Raw genomic sequence first — 16,978 nt, 5'->3', positions numbered from 1 at the left:
GGGGCGGCCCCCCCCCCCCCCCCGCCCGGCCGGCCCCGCTCCCCAACCCCCCCCCCCCCCCCCCCCCCCCCCCCCCCCCCCCCCCCCCCCCCCCCCCCCCCCCCCCCCCCCGGGGGGGGGGGCCCCCCCCTCCCCCGGGGGCGTCTGCCCGCTCGCGAGAGGCTTCAGAACCTCCCGCCGGGACCACCGCCGGGCCCGCCCATGCCGCCGGGCCCGCCCATGCCGCCAGGTCCGCCCATGCCCCCGCCGGGTCCTCCCTCCGGGCCGCCCCGCCCCATGCCGCCGCGGGAGCCGCCTCCGGGCCCGTCGCCCCAGCCGGCGCCCATCGCACGTCCCCTTCCGGCGCCCATCCCGCCGCCGAACAGGCCGCCGTTGAACACTCCGCCGTCGAACGGCCCCGTGCCGCCTCCGGCCCCGAAGCCCCGGTGTCGGCCGAACAGGCGGGAGAGCAGGCCGGGGCGACCGCCGACACCGTCCCCGCCGGTCAGCGAACCCCACACCGCGGAGCCCACGAAGCCCGCGGCCAGCGAGGCCAGCACCGTGCCGCCGGTCCCCAGCCCGCTGGAGCCGAGCACACTGCTGAGCGTGCCGGGCTTCCTCATCTCCAGTCGGGTCGCCGCCCGAGCCAGCGACGAGGAGGAGGTGTCCGCGGGGGTCTCGCCCGAGCCGGACAGTGCGGTGAGGACCTGCTGGCGCTCCTGCGCGCTCATCGCGGCGAAGGCCTCTTCGTGGGCCTTCTCGATCTGATCCGGGCTGCTCGTGGACAGCAGGTAGCGGTACCGTGCGACGGCGTCGCCGCCGGTCGCGGCGGTCGTGGTGGTGGAGTCCGTGGTCATGGCCGATCATCCCTTCCCCGGCGGGCCCCGGTCGGGGCCCCTGCCGATGTCTCCACGCTAGGAAGCCACCCTGTGCCCGGAGCCCCGTGCTCCTGTGCTCGGGCTGTGACCGAACGGTCCCCAGGCCTCGCCCCCCGGTACGGTGGAAGGGTGAGCGAGGAAACCACCACCGACACCGGCGCGCCTGCCGCGAGGACCGGCGCGGACACCACCGCCGAGCACCCGGACACCCTCGAGGATCCGGCCCTGGAGGTCCTGCGCACCGTCTTCGGCTACGACTCCTTCCGCGGGGACCAGGCCGCGATCATCCACCGGGTCACCGCCGGGGGCGACGCCGTCGTGCTGATGCCCACCGGCGGCGGGAAGTCCCTGTGCTACCAGATCCCGGCGATCCTGCGGGAGGGCACCGGCGTCGTCGTCTCCCCGCTGATCGCGCTGATGCAGGACCAGGTGGAGGCCCTGGAAGCGGTGGGCATCCGCGCCGCGTACCTGAACTCATCCCTGGACCTCGAGCAGGCCCGGACCGTGGAGCGCGGACTGCTGGCCGGGGACTACGACCTGGTCTACCTCGCCCCGGAGCGGCTCGTGCAGGAGCGCACCCTGGACCTGCTGGGCCGGACGCGCCTGGCCCTGTTCGCGATCGACGAGGCGCACTGCGTCTCCCAGTGGGGCCACGACTTCCGGAAGGACTACCTCGGTCTGTCCGTGCTGGCCGATCGCTTCCCCGGGGTCCCGCGCATCGCCCTGACCGCCACCGCCACCGCCGCGACCCACCGGGAGCTGACCGAGCGGCTCGCCCTACAGGGGGCCGAGCACTTCGTCGCCAGCTTCGACCGGCCCAACATCCAGTACCGCATCACCGAGAAGAACTCCGCCCGCCAGCAGCTGCTGCGCCTGATCCGCACCGAGCACGACGGCGAGGCCGGCATCGTCTACTGCCTGTCCCGACGCCGCGTCGAGCAGACCGCCGCCTGGCTGCGGGACCAGGGGGTGGACGCGATGGCCTACCATGCCGGGATGTCCGAGGCGCAGCGGGCCGAGGGCCAGCGTCGGTTCCTGCGCGAGGACGGGGTGGTCATGGTCGCGACCATCGCCTTCGGGATGGGCATCGACAAACCCGATGTGCGCTTCGTCGCTCACCTGGACCTGCCCAAATCCGTGGAGGGGTACTACCAGGAGACCGGGCGCGCTGGGCGCGACGGGCTGCCCGCCACCGCCTGGCTGGCCTACGGGCTGCAGGACGTGGTGCAGCTGCGGCGGATGATCGACGAATCCGAGGGCAGCGAGGAGCACCGGCGGGTGCAGCGGGCCCACCTGGACGCGATGCTCGCCCTGTGTGAGACCACCGACTGCCGACGGGTGCAGATCCTGCGCTACTTCGGGCAGGAGACGGGTCCGTGCGGCAACTGCGATACCTGCCTCAATCCGCCGGCCAGCTGGGATGGGACCGTTCCCGTGCAGAAGCTGCTCTCCGCCGTCGTGCGCCTGGACCGGGAGCGGGGCCAGCGCTTCGGCGCCCAGCAGATCATCGCGGTGCTGCGGGGCACCCCCAACGAACGCTCCACCCGCTCCCGCCACGATCAGCTCAGCGTCTGGGGGATCGGGGCTGACCTGTCCGAGACCGCCTGGCGGGCGGTCATCCGGCAGCTGCTGGCCCGCGGGATCCTCGCCGCGACCGGGGAGTACGGGACGCTGGAGCTGGCCGGGCCTGCCGGGCCCATCCTGCGCGGGGAGCAGACCGTGACCCTGCGGGTCACCCCGGAGCGCACCGCGAAGGTCGCCCGGTCCCGCACTGGTGCCACGGGGTCCCGCTCGACGGTGGCCGCGGAGCTGGGGGAGGAGGACCGGGAGGTCTTCGAGCGGCTGCGGGCCTGGCGCACCGAGCAGGCCCGGGAGCAGGGGGTGCCCGCCTACGTCGTCTTCCCGGACGCGACCCTGATCGAGCTGGCCCGCGCCCGGCCCAGCTCGAGCGCCGCGCTGGCCGAGGTCAGTGGGGTGGGAGCGAAGAAGCTGGAGCGCTACGGCGAGGCGGTCCTGCGGGTGCTGGCCTAGCCGCCGGACCCCCGGTACCTCCCGGTGGACCGGATCGTGCATCGCGAGCCGGATGATCCGGTCCGGACTGCACGATTCAGTCCCGACGCCGTCGGCCCCGTCGCTGCGCGAGGGTCCGGGCCACCATCCTGGCTGTCGTGCCCGGCTGGTGCAGCGCCCGGGCGGCGTCCGTGCGCAGGATGAGCCACCCCCGTTCCATGAGCTCCACTTCGCGTTTGCGCTCCTGGTAGATCGCCGCGTCGGTGGGCCCGAAGTCGAAGTACTTGGCGCGACCATCCACCTCGAGGGCCACCCGCTCCTCCTCCCACGCCATATCCAGCCCCCGCCATCCTCGCCCGGTGCGCACCGGCAGCTGGAGCCCCGGACGGGGCACCCCGTACCTCACCAGCTCGGCCCTCGTCTGGGATTCCAGCACGGACTCGGAGGCCGCATCGGCGGCGTCGAGCACCGCCTGCGCCCGGGCGCGGTGACGGGATCCGCCCCGGGCCAGCAGCTCGTATCCGAGCTCACGGGACAGTCCCCGGTCCAGCGCCTGATCGGCCAGCACCAGACCGTCGGCGAAGGGCAGGCTCAGCAGCGACTGCACGAGGGCCACCGGCGGGGCGACGGTGTCCACACCGTATCGATCCACGTGGGCGCCGGCCTGTGCGTACGGATCCTCGTGGGTCGTCACATCGGGGGCGTGGTGGTGCGGGCGCGGGCTTCCCGCCACGTGCAGGCGCGAGGGCAGAGCCACGAGGGAGAGCCCGTGCAGCAGGAGGGCCGAATCATGGGAGAAGACCGGCGGACGGGAGAGTGCGGCCGGGCGGGTCAGCGCGAAGGCCAGGTGGTCGGCGATGCAGCGCTCCCTCGGGGACAGCCGCCGCCACAGATCGGCATCGATGCCCGCACCCGGCCTGAGCCGGATGAGCCGTCCGGTGCGCAGCACCTCGTAGAGGGCGCGTCTGCTCATGCCCAGGCCCAGGACGTCGCGGGCCAGGAGGATGTCGGATGGCGTGACCGCAGAGGGCAGCTCCGGGGCTTCGGAGGGCTGGTGGTTCGCGGTGATCGGGGGCGGCGTGCGGTGGTCCATGGCCCCACTGTGACGCGTCGCCGACGTCGGTCCGGCGAGCAGAGACCCCGGGGCGGCCGACCTGTGGATCCGTAACGTCCGGGCGGGGTCCGGAAGGATCCTGTGGATGACGCCCGGCCCTGCTATCGGCGGTCTGCGGCGGCTCCGACAGGTCCCGGACCGGATCGTGCGACGTGAGTCGGATGGTCCGGTCCAGACTGCACGATCCTGCCCACGGCGGGTGGGAGGTGGGGGCGGGTCAGTCGGAGAAGGGGTCCTCCCAGCACTCCACCAGGTCCGCGACCGATTCGATGATGCGGGTGGGGCGGTAGGGGTAGCGGTCGATCTCCTCGTCGTCGGAGATCCCGGAGCGCACCAGCAGGGTGCGCATGCCCGCCTCCAGCCCGGACTTCACATCCGTGTCCATCCGGTCCCCGATCATCACCGTGGACTCCGAGTGCGCCCCGATGGTGTTCAGGGCCGAGCGCATCATCACCGGGTTCGGCTTGCCCACGTAGTACGGCTTCTTCCCCGTGGCCGCGGTGATCAGCGCCGCGACCGCCCCCGTCGCCGGCAGCACCCCCTCCGGCGCCGGGCCCGTGATGTCCGGGTTGGTCCCGATGAACCGCGCCCCGCCCCGGATCAGGTTGATCGCCCGGGTGATCGCCTCGAAGGAGTACGTGCGGGTCTCGCCCAGGACCACGAAGTCGGGCTCGTTCTCCCCGAGGATCCACCCGGACTCGTGCAGGCTCGTGGTCAGTCCCGACTCCCCGACGACGTAGGCGGTGCCCACCTCCCGCTGGGTGCGCAGGAAGTGCGCGGTGGCCAGGGCGGAGGTCCAGATCCGCTCCTCCGGGATGTCCAGGCCGGTGGCACGCAGCCGCGCGGAGAGGTCCCGCGGGGTGTGGATCGAGTTGTTCGTCAGGACCATGTAGTTGACGTCGTTGTCCTGCAGGGTCCGCAGGAAGCGGTCCGCCCCGGGGATCATCTCCCCCTCCTTGATGAGGACGCCGTCCATGTCGGTCAGGTAGGAGATCTGCGCAGTCATGCTCCCATTGTGCCCGACGCCGCCCCGCCGGACGCCGACGACGCCCCGCCGGCCGTGGGCCGGAGCGTGCATCGCGGACCGGATCATCCGGCGCACGTGGCACGATCCGGTCCGGGAAGCGAGACGACGGGCCCATACCCGCCCGACGCAGCGGCTCGCCGGGACTCGGCGCGTCACCTGGCGGACGGCCTCGCCTCCGGCGGGCGCCGGTGTGGCAAGATCCTGGGGGACACCGCACCGTCGAGAGACTCAGGATCCCCCGTGAGCCAGAACCCGCCATCGCCGCAGAACCAGCCACCTCAGAACGGCCGGGCGCAGACCCCGCCGCACCGGAACCCGCCGCATCAGCCGGAGCGCCACAGCCCCGCCGATCTGCCCGAACACGCGGGGGACCTGGCCCACGCGGATCGCACGAGCTCCGGGCAGGGCCCGGTCCGCCCCGGATCGGTCCTGACCCGGTGGGGGATCCTGCCGTGGGTGCTGCTGGCGATCGTGCTGGGCCTGGTCTGCGGGACCTTCTTCCCCGAGGGGCTCTCGCGGGTGTTCTTCACCTTCAACGACATCTTCTCCCAGCTGCTGAACTTCGCGATCCCGCTGATCATCGTCGGCCTGGTGGTCCCGGCCATCGGGGACCTGGGGCGCGGGGCTGGGCGCTGGCTGGGGCTGACCGCGGGCCTGGCCTACGCCTCCACGATCTTCGCGGGCATGCTGACCCTCGCCGTCGCCCTGTGGATCTTCCCGGGCATCCTGCACCGGGGCACCTTCTCCGACGTGCACGCCACCGAGGACGATCTCGCCTCGACCTCCGGGTACTTCACGATCGAGATCCCCGCGCCCTTGGAGGTTATGACGGCGCTGATCCTCGCCTTCGTGCTGGGCATCGGGCTGTCCATCGTCCCGCGCGGGGTGCTGCGCCGGGGCTTCCTGGAGTTCCGGGAGATCATCACCGCCCTGATCAGCCGGATCATCATCCCGCTGCTGCCGCTGCACATCTTCGGGATCTTCCTGAACCTCACCCAGTCCGGGGAGGTCGGGAAGGTCATCTCCACGCTGCTGGTCGTCGTCGTGGTGGTGCTGGTGCTGGAGGTCGTGATCCTCGGGACCCAGTACGGGATCGCCGGGGCGGTGAGCCGACGCAACCCGGTGAAGGCCGTGTGGACCATGAAGGACGCCTACCTGACGGCCCTGGGCACCTCCTCCTCGGCGGCCACGATCCCGGTGACCCTGCGCCAGACCCTGAAGAACGGGGTGCGCCACCCGGTCGCGAACTTCGTGGTGCCCCTGTGCGCGACGATCCACCTGGCCGGCTCCGCCTCCAAGATCACCGCCTTCGCGATCGCGATCGCCTTCACCCAGGGGGTCGGGGTCTCCACGGGGCAGTGGATCGGCTTCGTGTTCATGCTCGGCATCGTGATGGTCGCCGCCCCCGGGGTGCCGGGCGGGGCGATCATGGCCGCCGTCGGCATCCTGCAGTCCATGCTCGGCTTCGACGAGCAGCAGATCGCCCTGATGATCGCGACCTACATCGCGCTGGACTCCTTCGGCACCGCGACGAACGTGACGGGGGACGGGGCGATCGCGATGGTCGTGGATCGGCTGATCGGGCGCCGGCTGGACGAGAAGCAGCGGGTCGCGCCCACCCACGAGTACGTGCCCTTCGATCCGGACGCCTACATCGAGCAGGTCAGCTACGAATAATCCGCTCCGCCCGCCACGACGCCGCCCGGCCCTCGACGATGCGAGGACCGGGCGGCGTCGTCGTGAACGGGGGTGTCAGTCCGCCTTGGGGATGATCAGCCAGGCCACGAGGTAGAAGATCGCCTGCGGACCGGGGATCAGCAGGGAGAGGATGAACAGCAGGCGCACGCGGGCGGGGGACCAGTCCAGGGACTCGGCGATGCCGCCGCACACGCCGGCGATGATCTTGTGGGTGCGGGAGCGCTTCAGTGCCATGCCCTCACTCTAGGCCCTGCCCGCCGGGTCCTCGTCGACCCGCCCGGGCTGCTCCCAGGTGCGGGCCGGCTTGGAGCCGGCGGACCACTCGAGCAGCCAGCCCGGCACCTCGCGTCCGGCCGGCAGGGGGCCGGTGAGCTCGAGGACCTCGTCGTGGCTGACGGAGCCCCCGCCGCGGCGCAGGAAGCGGGCGCGCACCGCGGCCTGCGCGTACAGATCGGCGCCGACGGCGAAGATCTGCTCCAGGTAGATCCACCGCTCATCCAGGCCCAGCACCCGCGTGTGCACCGTGAACCGCTGGCCCAGGGTCAGGGAGCGGCGGTAGCTGATGGTCTGCCCGGCCACGACCGGATACCAGCCCCGACGCCGCAGCCGGGCCCAGAACCCCGAGCGGGTCATCAGGTCCAGCCGGGCCAGGTCCATGATGGTCAGGTAGCGGCCGTTGTTCATGTGCCCGAGCACGTCCAGATCGGTGGGGGCCACCCGGAAGGCGGTCACGGCGGTGTCCCAGATGCTCAGCGGGCGACCACCGCGGCCAGCGCGGGCCCGCAGGCTCATCAGCAGCAGACGCAGGTACAGATTCACGGGTGTCCCTTCGGGATCGGATGCGATGCGGATCACTGTACCGGAGCCTGCCGGGTACCGGCCCGGGCCAGGGGGGCGACGCCGGGGCGGAGGGGGCTGATAGGATCATCACCAGGCGCGATGCCCCGTCCGACGGGGGCGGCACCGCCCTTCCACTCGCGGCGAGGAGGTCCCGATGCAGCACGGCCAGTACCTGCTCCTGCTCGGCGCCTGCCTGCTGCTGACCCTGCCGCTGGAGTTCGTCTTCCGCGCCCGGGTCTACCGCCGCCCGCTGCTGACGCTGCGGGTGATCGGCGTCGTGCTGGTCCTCTTCGGCGCGTGGGACGTCATCGCCTACCATCGCGGCCACTGGACCTACGACGCCCAGTACTTCCTGGGGATCTCGATCCCGGGCGGGCTGCCCCTGGAGGAGATCCTGTTCTTCGTGGCGATCCCTCTGTGCGCCCTGCTGACCTACGGCGCCGTGGGCACCTGCCTGGGCTGGCTGCGCCGCCTGCGCCGCGGGACGGGAGCACTCGTGCGGGGTCCCCGGGATCCGCGGGCCCTCGGGGCGGGGGAGGGGCCGCATGCCTGAGTACACGCTGTGGACCCTGCTGGGCATGGCCGCGGTCCTGCTCGCGGAGATCCTGTGGCTGCGCACCGGGATCTTCCGGCAGCCGCGCTACTGGACCTCCCTGGCCATCATCCTGGGCTTCCAGGTGCTGGTGGACGGCTGGCTGACCAAGCTCTCCGCCCCTCTGGTGATCTACCACCCGCGGGAGTTCTCCGGGATCCGCTTCCCCTGGGACATCCCCCTCGAGGACTTCGGCTTCGGCTGGGCCATGGTCACCCTCGCCATCATCCTGTGGAACCGGTGGGGCGGAGCCGACGACGCCCCGGCCCGCCGCACCCCCGACGATCGGGAGATCCGATGACACCCCATCGCCCAGCCCCGGGCATCCGGGACCGCCGCGCCGAGCTGATCCCCGGGCCGGAGGGAGCCGAGCGGCCGGATGCGCGCCGCCGGGTGCTCGTCATCGGCGGCGGCATCGCCGGACTGGCCGCGGCCACCGGACTGGCCGAGCGCGGCGTCGAGGTGCACCTGGTGGAGAAGCACCCGCAGCTGGGCGGACGGGTGCGCTCCTGGCCCATCACGACCCCGCAGGGGCCGGCCACGATGGGCCGGGGCTTCCACGCCTTCTTCCGGCAGTACTACAACCTCCGGGCGCTGCTGCGGCGCCTGCCCCCGGAGGCCCCCGGGCTGGTGCCGATCCCGGACTACCCGCTGGTCTCCTCCACCGGGCTCGCCGACTCCTTCCGGCGCATCCCCCGCACCCCGCCGTTCAGCTTCATCGGATTCGTCCTGACCAGCCCCAGCTTCCGGCTCACAGACCTGCCGCGGGTGGACCTGGACGCGGCCCTGTCCCTGCTGGACGTGGACTTCCCGGACACCTTCCGCCGCTGGGACGGGGTCAGCGCCCAGCGGTTCCTGGATGAGCTGGGCTTCCCGCCGCGGGCCCGGCACCTGGCCCTGGAGGTCTTCGCCCGCAGCTTCTTCGCCGACCCCCGGGACTTCTCCGCCGGTGAGCTGGTGGCGATGTTCCACACCTACTTCCTCGGCTCGGCCGAGGGCCTGCTGTTCGACACCGCCGCCGAGGACTTCGACACCGCCCTGTGGCGGCCCCTGCGCGGACACCTGGAGGGCCTGGGCGTGCGCTTCGCGACGGATCGGGTGCAGGCCCTGGACCTGCGCGGGCCCGCGATCCGGGCCCGCTTCGACGACGCGGCGCCTGAGGAGTACGACGCCGCGGTGCTCGCCGCCGGCCCGGAGGGCATCCGCCGGCTCGTCGAGACGGCCGAGGGGGTGGAGGATGCGGACTGGCGCTCGCGGGTCGGGCAGCTGCGCACCGCCCCGCCGTTCGCGGTGTGGCGCCTGTGGCTGGACCGCCCGGTGCACCGCGACCGCCCGGCGTTCCTGGGCACCGCCGGGTACGGCCCGCTGGACAACGTCAGCGTCCTGGAGCGCTTCGAGGCCGGGGCGGCCCGGTGGCGCGCCGAGCACGGCGGCAGCGTCATCGAGCTGCACGCCTACGCCCTGCCCGAAGCGAGCGACCCCGAGCGGCTGCGCACGCGGCTGCGCGCGGAGCTGGCCCGGGTCTGGCCGGAGACCGCCGCGGCCGGGATCCGTCACGAGGAGCTGCTGATCGAACGGGACTGCCCGCTGATCGGCACCGAGCCGTGGGAGCGCCGACCCACCGTGGCCACCCCGGATCCCCGGCTGATGCTGGCCGGTGACTGCCTGCGCACGGACCTGCCGGTGGCGCTGATGGAGCGGGCCGCGACCACCGGCTGGCAGGCGGCCAACGCCCTGCTGGAAGGGTGGGGCGTGCGCGGACACGACCTGCTGTCCCCGCCGCGCACCGCCCGCGCCTCCTGGCCGGGGTGGGCCCGCCGGGCCCTGGGTGCCCTGCCCGGGGCGAGACGCGGCCGGAAATCCGAGGAGAGGCGCGGATGAGACCGACCGGACTGGACCTGTACGACGCCGCGGCCTCGGCCGGAGCCGGCACCGTGATCCGCCGCTACTCCACCTCCTTCGGGTTGGCCAGCCGCCTGCTCTCCCGGCGGATCCGCCCGCGCATCGCCGACGTCTACGCCCTGGTGCGGGTCGCCGATGAGATCGTCGATGGCCCCGCCGAGCAGGCCGGGTTCGATGCGGCCCAGCGCCGCAGCGAGCTGGATGCCCTGGAGGCCCGCACCGAACGCGCCCTGCAGATCGGCTTCAGCGGGGACCTCATCGTGCACGCCTTCGCCCGCACCGCCCGGGAGCACGGGATCGGCGTCGAGCTGACCCGGCCCTTCTTCGCCTCGATGCGCACCGACCTGCACCGACGCGAGTTCAGCCCGGAGCAGGCCCGGGACTACGTCTACGGCTCCGCGGAGGTCATCGGACTGATGTGCCTGCGGATCTTCGAGGCGGGCCGGACCCGCACCGCGCAGCAGGAGCGCATCCTCACCGCGGGGGCCCGGTCCTTGGGGAGGGCCTTCCAGCGGGTGAACTTCCTGCGGGACTGGGCCGCGGACACCGGCCAGCTGCACCGAGTCTACCTGCCCGAGGCGGCCGCGGGCCTGGACGGGCCCGCCCGGGACGCCGTCGTCGCCTCGATCCGGTGCGACCTCGCCGAGGCCGACGCCGCGATCCCGCTGCTGGATCCCGGCGCCCGCCCCGCGGTGCAGGCGGCCCGGGACCTGTTCGGGGAGCTGACCGACCGGCTGGCCCGGACCGACCCGCAGCGGCTGCGCCGGGACCGCATCCGCGTGCCCGCACCCCGCAAGGCCGCCCTGCTGCTGCGCGCCGCGACCCGAAGGAGCCGCGCATGATCCCCCGCCCCGGCCGACGCCGGAACCGACCTCGCCCGCAGACGCGCCGCCCCGCCGAGGAGCCGGTGATCGTGATCGGCGGGGGCATCGCCGGGCTGGCCACCGCCTGCCTGCTGGCCCGGGACGGGCACCCGGTCACCGTGCTCGAGCGCAACGAGCGGGTCGGCGGCCGGGCCGGCACCTGGGCGCCGGAAGGCTGGGTCTTCGACACCGGCCCCTCCTGGTACCTCATGCCGGAGACCTTCGACCACTTTTTCGCGATGCTGGGCACCAGCACGCGCCGGGAGCTGGAGCTGACCCGGCTGGACCCGGCCTACCGCGTCTACCCGGCTCCGCGGGACGACGGGCCCGCGGACCCGGTGGACGTGATCACCGGGGACGGGCCGGCCGAGCGGCTGTTCGAGCGGCTGGAACCCGGATCGGGGCCGCGGCTGCGCCGCTACCTGCGCTCGGCCACCCGCGCCTACCGGGCCGCCCTGGCCGCCTTCCTGTACAACCGGTTCTCCACCGTGCGGGACCTGACCCACCCGCGGGTGCTGGCGGCCCTGCCGGCGGTGCTGCCGCTGCTGGGGCGCTCGCTGTGGTCCTACGCCGCCGCCCGCTTCCGCCATCCTGTGCTGCGCCAGATCCTCGGCTATCCGGCCGTGTTCCTGGGCGCCTCGCCCTTCCGCGCCCCAGCCCTGTACCACCTGATGAGCCACCTGGACCTGCGCGACGGCGTGCGCTGGCCGCGCGGCGGATTCACCGGCGTCGTGCGGGCGCTGACCCGGCTGGCCGAGCGCGAGGGGGCGGAGATCCGCACCGGCTGCGAGGTCACCGCGATCACCTCCCGCGCCGGGCGCGCCGAGTCCGTGACGTACCTCCAGGCCGGTCGGGAGCACACCCTGCGGGCCCCGATCATCGTCTCCGCCGCGGATGAGCACCACACCGAGACCGAGCTGCTGGCCCCTGAAGACCGCACCTACGGCAGCCGACGGTGGTCCCGACAGGTCTCCGGGCCCGGGGCGGTGCTCGTGCTGCTGGGGGTGCGCGGGCAGCTGCCGCAGCTGGCCCACCACACCCTGTTCTTCACCGAGGACTGGCGGGAGAACTTCGCCGCGATCTTCGGGCCGCGGGCGCACGTTCCGGACCCGGCGTCGATCTACGTGTGCCGGTCCTCGGCCACCGACGACGTCGCCCCGCCCGGGCACGAGAACCTCTTCGTGCTCGTGCCCGTCCCGCCCGATCCCGGAATCGGGCGCGGAGGTGAGGAGGGGTCGGGCGATGCCCTCGTGGAGCAAGCCGCGGACCGGGTCATCGAGCAGATCTCCGAGTGGGCGGGGATCCCCGATCTGGCCGAGCGGATCGTGCTGCGCCGCACCATCGGTCCCGGAGATTTCGAGGCCGACTACCACGCCTTCCGCGGCAGCGCCCTGGGACCCGCCCACACCCTCGGGCAGTCCGCGTTCTTCCGCGGACGCACCGTCTCCCGCCGGGTGGCCGGCCTGTACTACGCGGGCTCGACCACCGTGCCCGGCGTGGGGGTGCCGATGTGCCTGATCAGTGCCGAGCTGGTGCTCAAGGCCGTGCGCGGGCGCGGCGGCCCGGGGCCCCTGCCGGAGCCGGCCCCGGACGGCGAGACCGCCCCGGACGGGGAGACGGCCCCGACCCCGGGAGAGCCCGGGTGAGCGGGCGGGCCGAGAGCACGGGGGCGAGTGCGGACGTGAAGTCAGAGCCGGGTTCGGAGGTGAGCGCGGAGCTGGGCGCCTGCCCGATCACCCGGATCCGGTCGATGGTCCGGGCCCGCCAGGTGCTCGGGCTGCGCGGGGCGAGCACCCAGGCCGGGTTCACCGCGGAGAAGATCCCCGAGGGGCTGTTCCGCCGTCGTCCCCTGCTGATCGCGGACGATCCCGGCCGGGACGAGCGGCGCCGGGAGCTCGGCCGGTTCTTCGCCCCGCCGGCCCTGCGGGGAGCCCACGAGCGGTTCATCCGGGCGATGGCCCGGCGCACCGCCCGCCAGCTGAGTGCGGACGGCGCCCCGCGGTGTCTGGACGAGGCGGCCCTGCGCTACTCGGTGGCGGTGGCCGCTCGGGTCGTCGGGCTGCCGGAGGACCGCATCCCGGCCACCGCGCGCCGCCTGGAGAGGTTCTTCACCCAGCCGCCGGTGGACTACGCCCGGCCCGACTACGGCCGCACCCGCCGCCAGTGGATCCAGGCGGCCGTGCGCGGGCTGCGGGCCGTCCTCGGTTTCTGGCACGGCGACGTCGCCCCCGCGATCCGCGCCCATCGGCGCGTGGTGCGCCGGGACCCGATCGGGACCCTGCTGGCCCACGGGGCGGGCCGGGTGGAGATCCTCGCCGAGGCGATGACCTGGGCCACGGCCGGGATGGTCACCACCCGCGAGTTCATCACGATGGCGACGTGGCGGCTGCTCGAGGATCCCGCCCTGGCCGAGGCCTACCGCGCCGCGGACGCGGACGGTCGGGATCTGCTGCTGCGCGAGATCCTGCGGGTGGAGCCGGTGGTGGGCCACCTGTACCGGCGGGTGCGCGAGCCCATCTCCGGCGCGGGCGGGCAGGCGCAGCTGCCGGTCGGGGCGTTCCTGGACCTGGACGTGCGGGCGGCCAACCGGGACCCGGAGGCCGTGGGGGAGCGTCCGGATCGGATCCGCCCGGACCGGGGCCTGCCGGGGTCCCGGGCGGCCGGGCTGAGCTTCGGGCACGGCACGCACCGCTGCCCGGGCGAGCCCCTGGCCCTGCTGGAGACGCGGCTGCTGATCGACGAGTTGCTGGCCCGCGGCGTCCGGATCGTCCGGGAGCCGCGGCGCGCGGAGGACCCGCTGATCGCCGGGTACCGGCTGCGCGGGATGCTGGTGCGCGTCGGCCCCGCGCCCACCCGTCCGGGGGGAGCTGGTCAGCGCAGGCGCAGCCCCCGGTAGCGGGAAGCGGCGGCGAGGATCTCCTGGCGCCGCGGCATCGCCAGGTCCCCGCGCGGGTCCCGCCGGGCCCCGCTCAGCCCGTCCAGGCCCTCCTGCTCCAGCAGCTCCACCACCCGGTCGGCCAGCTGCGGCAGGGAGGTCCGCCCGTCGGCCCACCGGGCCATCATCTCCAGGGACAGGGCGATCGCCGCGGTCTGCGGGGTGCCGGCCAGCTGCGCGAGGAAGGCCAGGTCGATGTCCTGGCGGCCGAACTGGATCGTGTGCTCCCCGCGGGCCCGGGCCGGCTTGCGCTTATCCTGTGGGTTCAGGCTCGCCGGGTCCGGCACGCGGGCCGGCACCGGCCGGGCGAAGACCTCGCCCCACCCCTCGTCAGGGGCGGGACCCTCGTCGGGGAAGCGCGCGGCGATCTCCCGGGCCCGGTCGGTGACCTCCCGCGGCTCGTAGGCCTCCATCGCGATCACGTGATCGGCCACGGGGAAGAACGCCCCGGAGCCTCCGGCCACCAGCACCGTGGAGATCCCGCGCTGCTCATACAGGGCGCGGATGCGCTGCACGAACGGGGTGATCGGCTCGGATCCGGCCGGGATGAGCTCGCGCATCGCCGCATCCCGGATCATGAAGTTGGTGGCCGAGGTGTCCTCGTCGATCAGCAGAGCGTTCGCCCCGGCCTCGAGGGCTTCGGCGAGGTTGGCGGCCTGGGAGGTGGACCCGGAGGCGTTCGCTGTGGAGAAGGCGGTGGTGTCCGTCCCGGAGGGCAGGTTCGTGATGAACGCGGAGATGTCCGTGCCGGTCACGGCCCGCCCGTCCTCGGCGCGCACGCTCACGGCGTCGGGATCGGTGAGCACCCACTCCCGCCCGTCCCCGCCGACGTGCGGGCACACGCCGCGTTCGATCGCGCGCAGCAGGGTGGACTTGCCGTGGTAGCCGCCCCCGACGATCACCGTGATCCCGCGGGGCACCCCCATCCCGGTGACGGTGCGCCCGCTGGGCAGCTCGAAGCCCACCCGCAGGGAGTCGGGGCTGCGGAAGGCGACGGCGTCGGGCAGGGGCTCATCCGAGACCCCGGAGGAGCGCGGCAGCACGGCCCCGTCCCCGAGGAAGGCCACCAGGCCCCGGTCCCGCAGGCCCTCGCGCAGGGCCAGCTGGTCCAGGTGCAGCGTGACGTGCTCGCGCAGGGCGGCCTCGTCCAGGCCGCCGAACAGCGCCGAGGCGCGCACGGCCTCCGGCAGATCCCCGGTGAGCAGTCGGGCCGCCGCGCGGCCCTTGATCCGGCGGCCCGCGGCGGGCAGGGCGGCGTTGAAGCGCACCTCGATGGTCTCAGCAGGCCCGTCGGAGTCTCCCAGCAGCACGACGCTGCTGCGCTCCAGGACCTCCTGCCCCGGTGCGGACAGGCGCAGGTCCCGGCTGGCTCGGTGCAGGCGGGTGTGCAGGTCCCGGGCCAGGAAATCCGCGACGGCGGTGCGCTGGGCGCGGGTGCGGGTCAGCTCGCCGGGCACCGCGGAGTCGGCGAGGCGCACGGCCAGGCGCAGGGAGGACGGCGGGGCGTAGGGATCGGACTGGACGTGGTCGATGATCAGCTCCGCCTCGCCCAGGTCATAGCGGCCGGTGATGCGCTTGTAGCCGCCGTAGCCGGAGCCGTCCAGGCGGTGCAGCGCGTCGATGAGGTCCTGGCGTGTGCGTGTCATGCCTCGATGGTAGACACACGGGCCTGGCGGGACGGGGCGGGGCGTCACCTCAGGAACAGCTCGGCGATGGGTTTGCGGATCAGCAGCACCCCGACGATCGCGGCCACCCACAGCAGGGTGTGCTCCGCCTGGCGCATCATCCACTCGGTGAAGCGCTGCAGCCGGGCGGTGAAGCCCCGGCCCAGGCTCAGGCGCAGCCCCGTCAGCAGCAGGGCCGGCAGGAACATCACCAGGCAGTAACCCGCCAGCAGGCTCATCTTCGCTGCGGCGGGCAGCTGCGCGGCGGTCAGCATCCCCAGGGCAGCCAGGTACGGCAGCATCCCGGCCAGCTCGATGACGCCCGCGGTCAGCCCCAGCCCGGCGGCACCCCGGCGGGTCAGCGGCCGGTCCAACCGGGACCGCCAGCGGGTCAGGCTCTTCTCCGGGTCCTTGGTGAGCACGCCCCACAGCACCAGTGCGGCCCCGACGATCAGCTGGACCCACAGCCCCAGGTCCGTGGTGCGCAGCTCGGAGGCCGCGCCGATCAGGTCCAGCCCGCCCAGCCCGAGAAGGCCGATGAGGAGGTAGAAGAGGAACAGCGTCCCGGCGTACCAGGGCAGCGCCCGGTAGGGCGGGGTGGACCGGGCCAGCAGCAGCCCCGGGATCACCAGGGTGCCGACGCTCGTGGAGTCCAGCAGGGCCAGGCCGGCCAGGGGCAGCAGCAGCGTGAGCATCTTCGCCCTCCTTTCCCCGGGGCCGGAGCCCGCGGCGGTAAAAAATACGACTGTGTTGAAAAGATAGCAGAGGCCCGCGCCTCTTAGGATGCGGATATGCCCAAGATCGTGGATCACCGCGTCCGCCGCGAGGAACTGGCCCAGGCGGCCATCGACCTGATGGCCGAGCAGGGCCTCGCCGCGGCCTCCGTGCGCGCCGTCGCCCAGCGGGCCGCGTGCTCGGCCGGGGCGATGCGCCACTACTTCCCGGATCACCAGGGCCTGCTGCGCTTCGCGGGGGAGCACCTGACCGAGCAGCTGGCCCAGCGGATCGGGGCCATCGGCTTCGAGGGCGCCGAGGAGGACGCCCCCGCCCGGGTCTGCCGCCTGTGCGAGGAGCTGCTGCCCCTGGATGAGCGGCGCCGTCGAGAGCTGATCGCCTACGCCGAGCTGGCCTCACTGGACCGGGAGGACGCCTACTGGCGCGGGTACCGCCAGGAGCAGAACCGCCGCCTGCGCGCCTTCGCCGCCCGCTGCGTCGGGCTGCTGGCCGCGGCGCGGGAGCGGGACGGGCAGGACCGGGAGGGGCCGGTCGGGGCGGACGACGCCCCGGGTCGGGAGCGAGGCCGACTCGAGCAGACGCAGCGCCTGGCGCGGCGGCTGCACTGGTGCCTGGACGGGCTGGCCGCTCAGGAGATCATCTACCCCGGGGCGCTGGACCCGCGCCAGATGCGCGAGCACCTCGCGGAGGTCGTCGCGGATCTCGACGCCGAGCTGGCCGACGGCCCCTGAGTCGCTATGG

General features: G+C 73.8%; 16 protein-coding genes. 9 read left to right on the top strand and 7 right to left on the bottom strand.

The features are described 5' to 3' along the window. Positions 1 to 164: 164 nt before the first annotated feature. On the bottom strand, positions 165 to 836 hold the full coding sequence (locus tag NQ707_RS10055) for a hypothetical protein (RefSeq protein WP_166637405.1): 672 nt from the start codon (positions 834 to 836) through the stop codon (positions 165 to 167). A gap of 150 nt (positions 837 to 986) precedes the next feature. On the opposite strand from NQ707_RS10055, the gene recQ reads away from it, so the two are divergent. Beyond that, a complete protein-coding gene (gene recQ / locus NQ707_RS10050) occupies positions 987 to 2,888 on the top strand; it encodes a DNA helicase RecQ (protein WP_404435679.1) in 1,902 nt (633 codons plus the stop codon). A 76-nt stretch (positions 2,889 to 2,964) separates the two neighbouring features. On the opposite strand, the gene NQ707_RS10045 is transcribed toward recQ, so the two are convergent. Together NQ707_RS10045 and NQ707_RS10040 are read right to left on the bottom strand one after the other, a co-directional pair. Continuing rightward, complete coding sequence (locus NQ707_RS10045; RefSeq protein WP_404435678.1) at positions 2,965 to 3,960, bottom strand: hypothetical protein; 996 nt, start codon at positions 3,958 to 3,960, stop codon at positions 2,965 to 2,967. A 238-nt stretch (positions 3,961 to 4,198) separates the two neighbouring features. Continuing rightward, positions 4,199 to 4,987, bottom strand: a complete 789-nt coding sequence (locus NQ707_RS10040; RefSeq protein ID WP_055684716.1) for an HAD-IIA family hydrolase — start codon at positions 4,985 to 4,987, stop codon at positions 4,199 to 4,201. Positions 4,988 to 5,248: 261 nt separating this feature from the next. On the opposite strand from NQ707_RS10040, the gene NQ707_RS10035 reads away from it, so the two are divergent. Next, on the top strand, positions 5,249 to 6,685 hold the full coding sequence (locus NQ707_RS10035; protein ID WP_279751989.1) for a dicarboxylate/amino acid:cation symporter: 1,437 nt from the start codon (positions 5,249 to 5,251) through the stop codon (positions 6,683 to 6,685). A 75-nt stretch (positions 6,686 to 6,760) separates the two neighbouring features. Here NQ707_RS10035 and NQ707_RS10030 read toward each other — a convergent pair whose 3' ends face one another. Then, on the bottom strand, positions 6,761 to 6,940 hold the full coding sequence (locus NQ707_RS10030) for a PspC domain-containing protein (protein ID WP_055684686.1): 180 nt from the start codon (positions 6,938 to 6,940) through the stop codon (positions 6,761 to 6,763). Positions 6,941 to 6,949: 9 nt separating this feature from the next. Then, positions 6,950 to 7,525: an acyl-CoA thioesterase gene (locus NQ707_RS10025; protein WP_404435675.1), complete on the bottom strand. Its 576-nt coding sequence runs from the start codon at positions 7,523 to 7,525 to the stop codon at positions 6,950 to 6,952. A 175-nt stretch (positions 7,526 to 7,700) separates the two neighbouring features. On the opposite strand from NQ707_RS10025, the gene NQ707_RS10020 reads away from it, so the two are divergent. From NQ707_RS10020 to NQ707_RS09995, 6 genes are read left to right on the top strand one after another with little or no spacing between them, the layout of a single operon-like run. Further along, positions 7,701 to 8,099 carry a lycopene cyclase domain-containing protein gene (locus NQ707_RS10020; RefSeq protein ID WP_404435673.1) on the top strand — a complete coding sequence of 133 codons (399 nt, stop codon included), beginning with the start codon at positions 7,701 to 7,703 and terminating at the stop codon, positions 8,097 to 8,099. Continuing rightward, positions 8,092 to 8,439, top strand: coding sequence for a lycopene cyclase domain-containing protein (locus tag NQ707_RS10015; RefSeq protein WP_100464713.1), 348 nt, complete (start codon positions 8,092 to 8,094; stop codon positions 8,437 to 8,439). Before NQ707_RS10020 ends, NQ707_RS10015 begins: the two co-directional genes overlap by 8 nt. Further along, positions 8,436 to 10,019 (top strand): FAD-dependent oxidoreductase, encoded by a 1,584-nt coding sequence (locus NQ707_RS10010; protein WP_404435671.1) that lies wholly within the window; start codon positions 8,436 to 8,438, stop codon positions 10,017 to 10,019. The genes NQ707_RS10015 and NQ707_RS10010 overlap by 4 nt, the downstream gene beginning before the upstream one ends. Then, entirely contained in the window at positions 10,016 to 10,882 is an 867-nt protein-coding gene (locus tag NQ707_RS10005; protein WP_058731737.1) for a squalene/phytoene synthase family protein, read from the top strand. Before NQ707_RS10010 ends, NQ707_RS10005 begins: the two co-directional genes overlap by 4 nt. Next, positions 10,879 to 12,549 carry a phytoene desaturase family protein gene (gene crtI, locus NQ707_RS10000; RefSeq protein WP_081046193.1) on the top strand — a complete coding sequence of 557 codons (1,671 nt, stop codon included), beginning with the start codon at positions 10,879 to 10,881 and terminating at the stop codon, positions 12,547 to 12,549. The genes NQ707_RS10005 and crtI overlap by 4 nt, the downstream gene beginning before the upstream one ends. 35 nt (positions 12,550 to 12,584) lie before the next feature. Continuing rightward, entirely contained in the window at positions 12,585 to 13,799 is a 1,215-nt protein-coding gene (locus NQ707_RS09995; RefSeq protein ID WP_404435668.1) for a cytochrome P450, read from the top strand. On the opposite strand, the gene NQ707_RS09990 is transcribed toward NQ707_RS09995, so the two are convergent. Both NQ707_RS09990 and NQ707_RS09985 read right to left on the bottom strand, forming a co-directional pair. After that, a complete protein-coding gene (locus NQ707_RS09990) occupies positions 13,775 to 15,484 on the bottom strand; it encodes an ABC-ATPase domain-containing protein (protein ID WP_404435666.1) in 1,710 nt (569 codons plus the stop codon). The genes NQ707_RS09995 and NQ707_RS09990 overlap by 25 nt on opposite strands. 44 nt (positions 15,485 to 15,528) lie before the next feature. Then, positions 15,529 to 16,197, bottom strand: a complete 669-nt coding sequence (locus NQ707_RS09985; protein ID WP_404435665.1) for a GAP family protein — start codon at positions 16,195 to 16,197, stop codon at positions 15,529 to 15,531. A 96-nt stretch (positions 16,198 to 16,293) separates the two neighbouring features. Here NQ707_RS09985 and NQ707_RS09980 point away from each other — a divergent pair, with 96 nt between their 5' ends. Beyond that, positions 16,294 to 16,968: a TetR/AcrR family transcriptional regulator gene (locus tag NQ707_RS09980; protein ID WP_404435663.1), complete on the top strand. Its 675-nt coding sequence runs from the start codon at positions 16,294 to 16,296 to the stop codon at positions 16,966 to 16,968. Positions 16,969 to 16,978: the final 10 nt, after the last annotated feature.

Origin of the sequence: Rothia sp. BD8, assembly GCF_044878465.1 — a bacterium.
Lineage (GTDB): Bacteria > Actinomycetota > Actinomycetes > Actinomycetales > Micrococcaceae > Rothia > Rothia kristinae.
Note: the sequence above shows the minus strand (reverse complement) of the source record. Positions and strands in the feature narration are given on the sequence as shown.